The 8,137-nt window shown below is 53.9% G+C and carries 6 protein-coding genes and 2 pseudogenes; 3 read left to right on the top strand and 5 right to left on the bottom strand.

From position 1 onward, the window contains the following. Positions 1-243: pseudogene (locus tag Q1Y74_RS12345) on the top strand (hypothetical protein); the annotation flags it as partial. A gap of 263 nt (positions 244-506) precedes the next feature. On the opposite strand, the gene Q1Y74_RS12340 reads toward Q1Y74_RS12345, so the two are convergent. Beyond that, the gene (locus tag Q1Y74_RS12340) at positions 507-851 is read right to left on the bottom strand and encodes a hypothetical protein (protein WP_300814614.1); all 345 of its coding nucleotides are present in this window, start codon (positions 849-851) and stop codon (positions 507-509) included. Next, on the bottom strand, positions 848-1,165 hold the full coding sequence (locus Q1Y74_RS12335) for a septum formation initiator family protein (RefSeq protein ID WP_300814613.1): 318 nt from the start codon (positions 1,163-1,165) through the stop codon (positions 848-850). The genes Q1Y74_RS12340 and Q1Y74_RS12335 overlap by 4 nt, the downstream gene beginning before the upstream one ends. Positions 1,166-1,395: 230 nt before the next feature. Between Q1Y74_RS12335 and Q1Y74_RS12330 the strand changes: the two genes are divergently transcribed. Both Q1Y74_RS12330 and Q1Y74_RS12325 read left to right on the top strand, forming a co-directional pair. Next, positions 1,396-3,222 (top strand): DNA polymerase III subunit gamma/tau, encoded by a 1,827-nt coding sequence (locus Q1Y74_RS12330; RefSeq protein ID WP_300814612.1) that lies wholly within the window; start codon positions 1,396-1,398, stop codon positions 3,220-3,222. A gap of 859 nt (positions 3,223-4,081) precedes the next feature. Continuing rightward, positions 4,082-4,252 carry a 4Fe-4S binding protein gene (locus tag Q1Y74_RS12325; RefSeq protein WP_021846942.1) on the top strand — a complete coding sequence of 57 codons (171 nt, stop codon included), beginning with the start codon at positions 4,082-4,084 and terminating at the stop codon, positions 4,250-4,252. 217 nt (positions 4,253-4,469) lie between these two features. Here the strand turns inward: Q1Y74_RS12325 and Q1Y74_RS12320 are convergent, their stop codons facing one another. From Q1Y74_RS12320 to Q1Y74_RS12310, 3 genes and pseudogenes are all read right to left on the bottom strand, one after another. Beyond that, positions 4,470-5,882 (bottom strand): BACON domain-containing protein, encoded by a 1,413-nt coding sequence (locus tag Q1Y74_RS12320; RefSeq protein ID WP_300814611.1) that lies wholly within the window; start codon positions 5,880-5,882, stop codon positions 4,470-4,472. 40 nt (positions 5,883-5,922) lie between these two features. Beyond that, positions 5,923-7,722, bottom strand: coding sequence for a C10 family peptidase (locus Q1Y74_RS12315; RefSeq protein WP_300814610.1), 1,800 nt, complete (start codon positions 7,720-7,722; stop codon positions 5,923-5,925). Positions 7,723-7,894: 172 nt separating this feature from the next. Then, a pseudogene (locus tag Q1Y74_RS12310) lies at positions 7,895-8,137 on the bottom strand (hypothetical protein); the annotation flags it as partial.

The raw sequence follows: 8,137 nt of genomic DNA, 5'->3' as shown, positions 1-8,137 counted from the left end.
AGCTCGCCAGTCTTTCAAGAAGCGCCGCCTTCGTTTCCGAAAGCGGGTGCAAAAGTAGCGGGTTTTCGCATACACGCAAAACATACGCGGGACTTTTTTCACCTTTTTCTGAAAGTTTTTCATAAAGCGTTGGTTTACAGTCATGTTTTACAGCAGGTTTTTGAAGGAAAGAATGGGAGGGGAAGGAAACGTACACCTAATTATATTAACGCGGGCGCGCGAAAGCGGAAAACTGGGAAATGAGGGGAAAAACGGGAAAATCGGGAGAAATAGGAAAGTCTTTTTTGAAAAAACAGGGGAAAAGGGGAGCAAAAGCAGGCTACACAACACAAAAAAGGCCCTACGCCTTGCAAAAGCAAGACGACAGCCTACAGATACACTACAACCATCCATGAAACAAAATGCAAGTACCCTAAACCAACTGGGGGATAGTGCAGAAGAGATACATCGCCATCATTCTTCCCGCTCAAAGAAACGGCGAAAAGGCCGACCTGTTTTTACCGGAATTATTTTTCCTTCTCTTTAGCTTCCTCCTGAGGAATACGAAGAGAAGTATAAAGCTCAAGGATGGCAGCTATTGTCATACAGACGATCCACTCGTTGCCATGCGTAAAAAGCATGAAAGCCCCTGTCAACACGAGCAGCAATGCTCCAAATATCTGTTGACGGCGCAGACGCTTCACATTCGGACTGCTACTTTGAGATGGAGAATTAATTTGAGCCAAAGCTACCAGTGTGGCCCCAACCGTGTAGACATAAGGGGCAAGAGACCATCCTGTGATGTAGACAGCAGCCCCCACCAAGGCCATAACGGCTCCTACGGCAAAGAGTGCAGAAACCAACGGCTTCATTGCGCACCTCCTTCGAACACAAATATATCCTCGTTGGGACGTTTCATCAGATACTTCTCACGCGCAATGCGTTCAATGGCACCCGAATCGACCGCCAGTTCATTGAGCCGCCTGGTACTTTCATCGTATTCCGATTGATACCTGCCAATCTCTTCACGCAGAAGACTCTCCTCGTGGGCATAGCCCACGCGGCGTATGATACTGTTCTCGTCCAAGAATCCCACAATCACAATAAACAAGGCCAGCGTCACCACATATTTGTTCAGATACTTACTCTTACGAATTGCAGCCCACAAAGAAGCGAGTTTATCCATCCTTACACAACAATTATTAAACAACAAACCCAAAGCCGTACCTTTTCCCAAAGAAAAGCCGCTACGACTCTTTGCGCACAAAGATAACACGAATAACCGAGATATTTCTTTTTTTTGCGTACATTTGCACAAGTGCAAAGGGTTTATGCATACGAACGCCGGAAGAGCCCCTTCCGAACAGCCCGCCCCGACCCCGACAGGCACTGCAAGAGACAAGAACATCCCTAGTTATGGAAAATTACATTGTATCGGCACGAAAATACCGTCCTTCCACATTTGAATCGGTAGTAGGCCAACGAGCCTTGACCACCACCCTGAAAAATGCCATTGCCACAGACAAACTGGCCCATGCCTACCTCTTCTGCGGACCGCGCGGCGTGGGTAAAACCACCTGCGCACGTATCTTCGCCAAAACCATCAACTGCATGAGCCCCACGGAAGAAGGCGAAGCCTGCAACCATTGTGAATCGTGTACAGCTTTCAACGAACAGCGTTCCTACAACATCCACGAGTTGGACGCCGCCTCCAACAACTCGGTAGACGACATCCGCCAACTGGTAGACCAAGTACGCATTCCACCTCAGATAGGCAAATACAAAGTTTACATCATAGACGAGGTCCACATGCTTTCGGCGTCGGCCTTCAACGCCTTCTTAAAAACACTGGAAGAACCGCCACGGCACGCAATCTTCATTCTGGCCACCACAGAAAAGCACAAGATTCTCCCCACCATCCTTTCACGCTGCCAGATATACGATTTCAATCGAATCAGCGTAGAAGACATTGTGGCTCATCTGGAATATGTAGCCGCCAAAGAAGGAGTTACAGCCGAGCCTGAAGGACTGAACGTCATAGCCTTGAAGGCCGACGGCGGTATGCGCGACGCACTCTCCATCTTCGACCAAGTAGTAAGCTTTACCGGAGGGCACATCACCTACCAAAGCGTCATCGAAAATCTAAACGTACTGGATTACGAATACTACTTCCGCCTGACCGACCACTTCCTTGAAAACAAAGTGAGCGATGCCTTACTGCTGTTCAACGAAGTACTAAACAAAGGCTTTGAAGGCAGCCACTTCATTACCGGCCTCTCGTCCCACATGCGCGACCTTCTGGTAAGCAAAGACCCCGCCACCCTGCCCTTGCTGGAAGTAGGCGCCAGCATCCGCCAACGCTATCAAGCTCAAGCACAGAAATGCCCGCTACCCTTTCTCTATAAAGCGATGAAACTCTGCAACGACTGCGACCTGAACTATCGGGTCAGCAAGAACAAACGCCTGCTGGTTGAGCTGACTTTGATTCAGGTAGCACAACTCACCGCCGAGGGAGACGACGCGGCCGGTGGGCTTGGCCCTAAGCCAGCCATCAAACCCCTATTCAACCAGCCTGCCGCAGCTCAGCCGCAAGCAGGCCCAACGCGCCAGCAGGCACAGCCCGCTCCCGCACAATCCGTCCAGGCTCCTAAGCCCGCCACCCCGTCTGCCCAACCAGCTGCCAGGCAGGAAACGACAGCCCAGTCAGCCAGCATCAAAGATATGCTGATGGGACAGAAACAGGAGGAGAAAAAGATACCGATACTGAAAAAGTCCGACTTGGGCGTCTCCATCAAACGCCCGCATACAACAGCAGAGGAGAAGAAACAACCCGTTGCCGCGCCCGCAACGCCATCAACCCCGATGCCAGACGAAGACTACATCTTCAACGAGCGGGACATCAATTACTACTGGCAGGAATACGCCGGACGCATGCCTCAGGAGCAGACCGCCATAGCCAAACGCATGCAAAACATGCACCTCACCCTGTTGAACGACACGACATTTGAAGCCGTAGTCGACAATGAAATCGTTGCCAAAGAATTTACCGGAATGATACCCGTCATACAGGAATATCTGCGCAAGCGACTGAGAAACCGTAAAGTCACCATGACCGTGCGTATCAGTGCCCCCACCGAAAAAGTGCGAGCCTACGGCCGTGTAGAGAAATTCCAAATGATGGCACAGAAAAACCAGGCCTTGCTACAGCTGAAAGACGAATTCGGACTGGAGTTGTACTCATAAACAATACAGCCTCGTCCGCCCTTCCACAAGGGAAAGAGCTGCAATCGTTTATCAATGACAGATTTATCTGATTCGGAAATACACGAACAACCAGCCGGCAGGAGTTAACGGGAGAAAGAAGCAGAAGAAACTGTCAACCGGCCCAGGCGGATTAAGAAGTCAAAGCCAATAGACAAAAAAAGGCGGAGTGAGAATTTACAAGCATTAATCATGAACCGACGCACCAACTGAGCTTCTTATCCCCGTAACGCCGTATAAGGAGCTTACGGCCAACGCTCGAATTGTTTAAACATTATTTACCACATCAAACTACACCGGTCCACTTATTGATATATGAAATACTCACCTCGGGGAGAGTGCGCCCGCAGCCCTTATAAATCTTAAATAATTACAATCTGTTCCTCAAATCCGAAAGCCACACAAACATTTATGAATCAAATGCTTAATAATGCCAATACGTATTACCGACCGATAGCAGGCAACATTCGGCATGAAGGTAGGCAACCTTCAAGACGATAGCAGGCAACATTCGGCAGGGAGATAAGCGGGGTCGGCCAAAAAAAAGAGAAATTATTTGTCATCCGGCAATCATTCCTTCAAAAAAGTGCGGAGTCTTGCCAGACTACGAGCCGTCAACATCCATTACCATGCCTTCCTGTTTTGCAACCTATCTGCAGACTCTTTGATGTCCATCGAGACTGCACATCCCCACAAAGTATATCGTCCACACGAAGTCCGGTACTATTTAGACGACATATAAATTACACCTTTTTTAGAGCAGATTGGTATCAAGTAATAAAGAAAACCACTATTTTTGTCGCCGTAATTAGTACTAATAATAATTTAAAAATTTACGAAAATGGCTTACGTAATTAGTGACGATTGTATTGCTTGCGGAACTTGTATCGACGAATGTCCGGTAGGCGCTATCTCTGAAGGTGACAAGTATTCTATCGACCCTGAAGCTTGCACAGAATGCGGTACTTGCGCAGATGTTTGTCCTTCTGAAGCAATCCACCCGGGAGCATAATACAATCCGGAATGAAAAAACAGAGATAAAGGGGATATGCCAATGCGGCATATCCCCTTTTATTTTTTCCGTCCGCTCCCTATGAGCGGAAAGTCATTCTCCGAAGGCAGAAGCGCCGAAGCCCGCAATCGGGCTGCCAGCAACCGAATCCGGATGGGAAAGGCACTCCGTCCACAGAGGATTTTATCCATATCCCTCCCCATCCGTATATTCAGATTCAGAAGTCAGTCAGGTCCAAATCGGTAATGCCGGTCAGATTCGGGAGGGTGACTTCTTCCGCACCCGGCACTTCAATGGACACGGTGTGCGGCCCCTCATTGACGTAAGTATGCTTTGCCTCGCTCCGGTATGCCTCCTCCTTGCCATCTCCCCACGCGATGTTTCCGCCCGAGAAGCCGGCGCCACTGAACAAAGGCACGCTGAACAGCAGGTTGGTGTGGGTCAGACGGAGCACACTCGGCGTCTGGCCTGCCTGGAGCACCCGGATGCTTTGCTCCACCTGTCCGGCACGCAGGATGATGAACGCCTCGCGTTCCCCGGTGCCGGGATTGGCCTCGACGGTGAAACTCAGCGGCACCTCGACAAGCCCGCGGGTGGAGGCTGAGCGCTTGATCCACTCGGCAGACAATTCCACCTGGAAGTCCACATTGGCATTGACCGCGAAGTCCAGCGAACCGCCCGCAGCCTCTACGGCGTATTCGCTCTGCGCGATGAGGATGGCGTCCTTCTGCACCTGCGTCACGGTGACCGTATCCGCCAGTGAAAGCTCCCGGTTGAAGAAGGCAATCCGCGCCGTGCGGTAGTCGTAGCCTTCGTTGGGCTCAACCTTGAACCGGCGGGTATAGGTAGAGAACGAGCGGGTGGCCACTTCACTGATCCAGTCGACGTCATCCACCAGACGCATTTCGTAAGGAACATTGCTGCGAAGTTCCACGCTGATGACCTCGCCTTCACTGCCCACGGTGTACTCGTCCTGCGTAAGGGTCAGGGCGGGCACCTCGCCTTCCTGGTAGACGGTGACCGTTTCGGACAGCTCGCCGCTGTGGATGACAATCTTTCCTTCCCTCTTTTCGCTCGACTCGTTGGCTGCCACGTTGAACTGCAGGCGCGTGGCAGTAAGCGCCCGCGTCTGTACGGGCGTCAGCCACGCTGCGGCTTTCTCGTCGATGGTGTACTCAAAGGCTACGTTGGCCATCACCTCCACGGTGGCCGTTCCGCCCTCAGAGCCCACTTCGATGCGATTGGAGGTGACGGTCAGTGCGTCCTTCTGCTTTTGCGAGAAGGTCAGCCGCGCCGTGGCGGTCCCCGCCTTCAGGATGAGGGTCGCATTGCGTTCGTCGGGCGTGTCGTTTACGGCTACGCTGAGAGTAAGGGTCGAAACGGAGGCATCGCCCTGCGAAGGAGACACGCTGCACCACTCCTGGTCGGTCTGGGCCGTCCAGCCGGTGTTGGCGGTGAAACGGATGACGGCCTCTCCGCCCGCCGCCTCGAATACGGGCGAGGAGTTGTCCGTGAAGGCCACCGAGGGAGCCGGCGGTTGCTGTTCATTCTCTTTATCGTCCGAACAGGCGGACCACAAGACTGCCGACAGCAGCATTCCTGCCAGGCAGCATATATTCAGTTTTCTCATACTCAGTTCCATAATAAGGTTGAATTTCATACGGTGAAAATTACGGGGTTACATCGGGCAGGGAGAGGTTCAGCCGCTTTTCTTCGCTTCCCTTCCGCAGCGTGAGGCGGTACGTGCCTCCGGGCAGGGCCGAGGCGTCGATGCTGATTTCATTTCCCTGCGTGCGGCACAGGTCGCTCAGGTCGTTGCCGTCGGCCGAGTGCAGTTGGGCCGTGACTCCCTCCTTCACCTGGAGCTTCAGGAGACGGCTTGTCTTGTTGTAGGTGAGTCGGGTAGTTTCCTCGATGGTGTAGGGGTCTCCTATGAGGAGGTCCCAGACACAGTCCTCTTCTTCATTGCCGCGCACCACTTTCCACTCGGGATTATGCACGCTGCGGTAGTAGGCCCGGATGCGGTAGCCGGGGAGGATGGGGCTTTGAATGACAAATTCCCCGTAAGACATATAGCCGTAACCGGCCGGCAGCTCCTCTATGGCCATCTGGCCAAACTCTTCGACCCAGTTTCCGTCGCGGTCGGCCATGACCAGCCTCAGGTCACCGTTGAATGCGGCCACGCCGTTGTTGAACAGGAAGCCGAAATACAACGTGAAAGGCTCACCGGTACGGACTTCCCCGCCGACCGACAATCCTTTGTATTCATATCCCTCGTAGACGTTCTTCATGAACCTCAACTCCTCCACCTGCACGCCGGCGCCGCTGTCCTTCTGTATTCCGATGACGGCATACTGGCCCTCGTTGTAACTGCCGGAACCTCCGGCACCCTGTCCCTCGGGGTCCATGGCCGAGAGTAGGAAGTATCCGTCGCAATAGCCTCCCCATCCCCAGTTGACGCTGAAATAATAGTCGTCCGTATAGCCGTCCAGCACAAAGGCATGGCCCGCCTCCGCATTGGCTCCCGTATAGAGCACGGGGCGGTTGTGGTCCAGCTCGTCTGCCATCAGCTGCTGCCATTCGGTCGCGGAGTAGGCGTCGCGCGGCACCGCGCGGATATTCTTGTCGTAACCCATGTAGGTAGTCAGGCCGGGAGGAATGTACGAGATGCTGGCGGCAGTGCCTGCGCTGCCTATGGGGCAAAAGTCCGATTGCAGCATGATGCCACAGTCGCGCATCAGTGTAGCCACCGCATTGGCAGCCGTCTGCGAATAGCCCGTCATGGGATAGTCCAGGAGCATGTTGTCCCAATCGTAGGTATGTCCCAGTGTCAGGTCCGAAACGGGCTTCTGGTAGGTAGTGGTCGTATAGCCCGGCAGCGTGCCGACGCCTTTCTCCGGCCAGCGGTGGTAGCGCATGACAATGGCGAGCGCGGTGGCCGTACAGCCGGTATAGGTGGAATTGCCGTTCACCGTGGGGCACAACTGGTTGTAGGGAGCCGCCTGGTTCCAGCGGGCGGTCTCCAGCTTCACGACCGGAGCGCCGGCGCGGGTTGACGTCCAGCGCCGGCTGACGTCGGCCGAGGCCTCCACTCCGTCCCTCCGCATGTCGTTCACCTCCTGCCGCAGCTGTTCCAGCCATTCTTTCAGGTTGGGCGGCAAGCGGTCGGCGGAAAACTCATGTTCAAACGAATAGCCCAGTACCGGCAGGGCCACATCGTCTCCGGCCACCACGACAAAGCCCGGCCCGGCCGTATTGTCAAACACATAGTAGGCAGGCGCAGCACCCGGCTGGCGGGTTGCGAGGCCCTCGCTGTGGAACACCATCTGCAGCACAGGCGTGCCGCCACGTGTAGCGGGTGAAGATTGCCAGAACTGGTAGGCCACCCTGCGAGCTTGCTCTTCGGTGACATCTTTGGCAAACGTCGCCGCAGCGATGAAAAGAAATAAAAGGAATAAGGTGCGTTTCATGATACATTGATTTTCTGTGGTTAACCAAGGTTCTTTCTATTTTACAAATATAGTAATTATTCTGAAAGTCACACCTCTGCGCCCCGCCTTTTTTAGGCCGCTCCCGGCAGAAAACCCCGCCTGCCCGCCACGCCGGCAGTCAAACGAGGACGGCCGCAGAACACCGCCGCACTCATTTATAGCGGAAGGCCAACACGTAGTAGACCGCCAGCGAGAGCACCAGAAGCCCCAGCGAGACCAGCATCAGCACCTTCGACCATGCGTAATGCTCCGACAGAGGGCCGGAGGCAAACAGCAGGCAGAGGCAGATGTTGAGGGCGCGCATCAGGCGCACGGCCAGCACGTACTGGCGGCCTATGTTGTGCGCCCCCACCCTGACGGGGAAGTTGATGAAGCGCACGGGCACACGGGCACC

Source organism: uncultured Bacteroides sp., assembly GCF_949298305.1.
Taxonomy (GTDB): Bacteria; Bacteroidota; Bacteroidia; order Bacteroidales; family Bacteroidaceae; genus Bacteroides.
This window is presented reverse-complemented; position numbering and strand designations above follow the sequence as displayed.

What these genes read in the sequence shown, in the direction of transcription:
- Q1Y74_RS12340 (WP_300814614.1), bottom strand. Translation starts at nt 851, where the DNA reads ATGAAGCCGTTGGTTTCTGCACTCTTTGCCGTAGGAGCCGTTATGGCC.
- Q1Y74_RS12335 (WP_300814613.1), bottom strand. Translation starts at nt 1,165, where the DNA reads ATGGATAAACTCGCTTCTTTGTGGGCTGCAATTCGTAAGAGTAAGTAT.
- Q1Y74_RS12330 (WP_300814612.1), top strand. Translation starts at nt 1,396, where the DNA reads ATGGAAAATTACATTGTATCGGCACGAAAATACCGTCCTTCCACATTT.
- Q1Y74_RS12325 (WP_021846942.1), top strand. Translation starts at nt 4,082, where the DNA reads ATGGCTTACGTAATTAGTGACGATTGTATTGCTTGCGGAACTTGTATC.
- Q1Y74_RS12320 (WP_300814611.1), bottom strand. Translation starts at nt 5,882, where the DNA reads ATGAGAAAACTGAATATATGCTGCCTGGCAGGAATGCTGCTGTCGGCA.
- Q1Y74_RS12315 (WP_300814610.1), bottom strand. Translation starts at nt 7,722, where the DNA reads ATGAAACGCACCTTATTCCTTTTATTTCTTTTCATCGCTGCGGCGACG.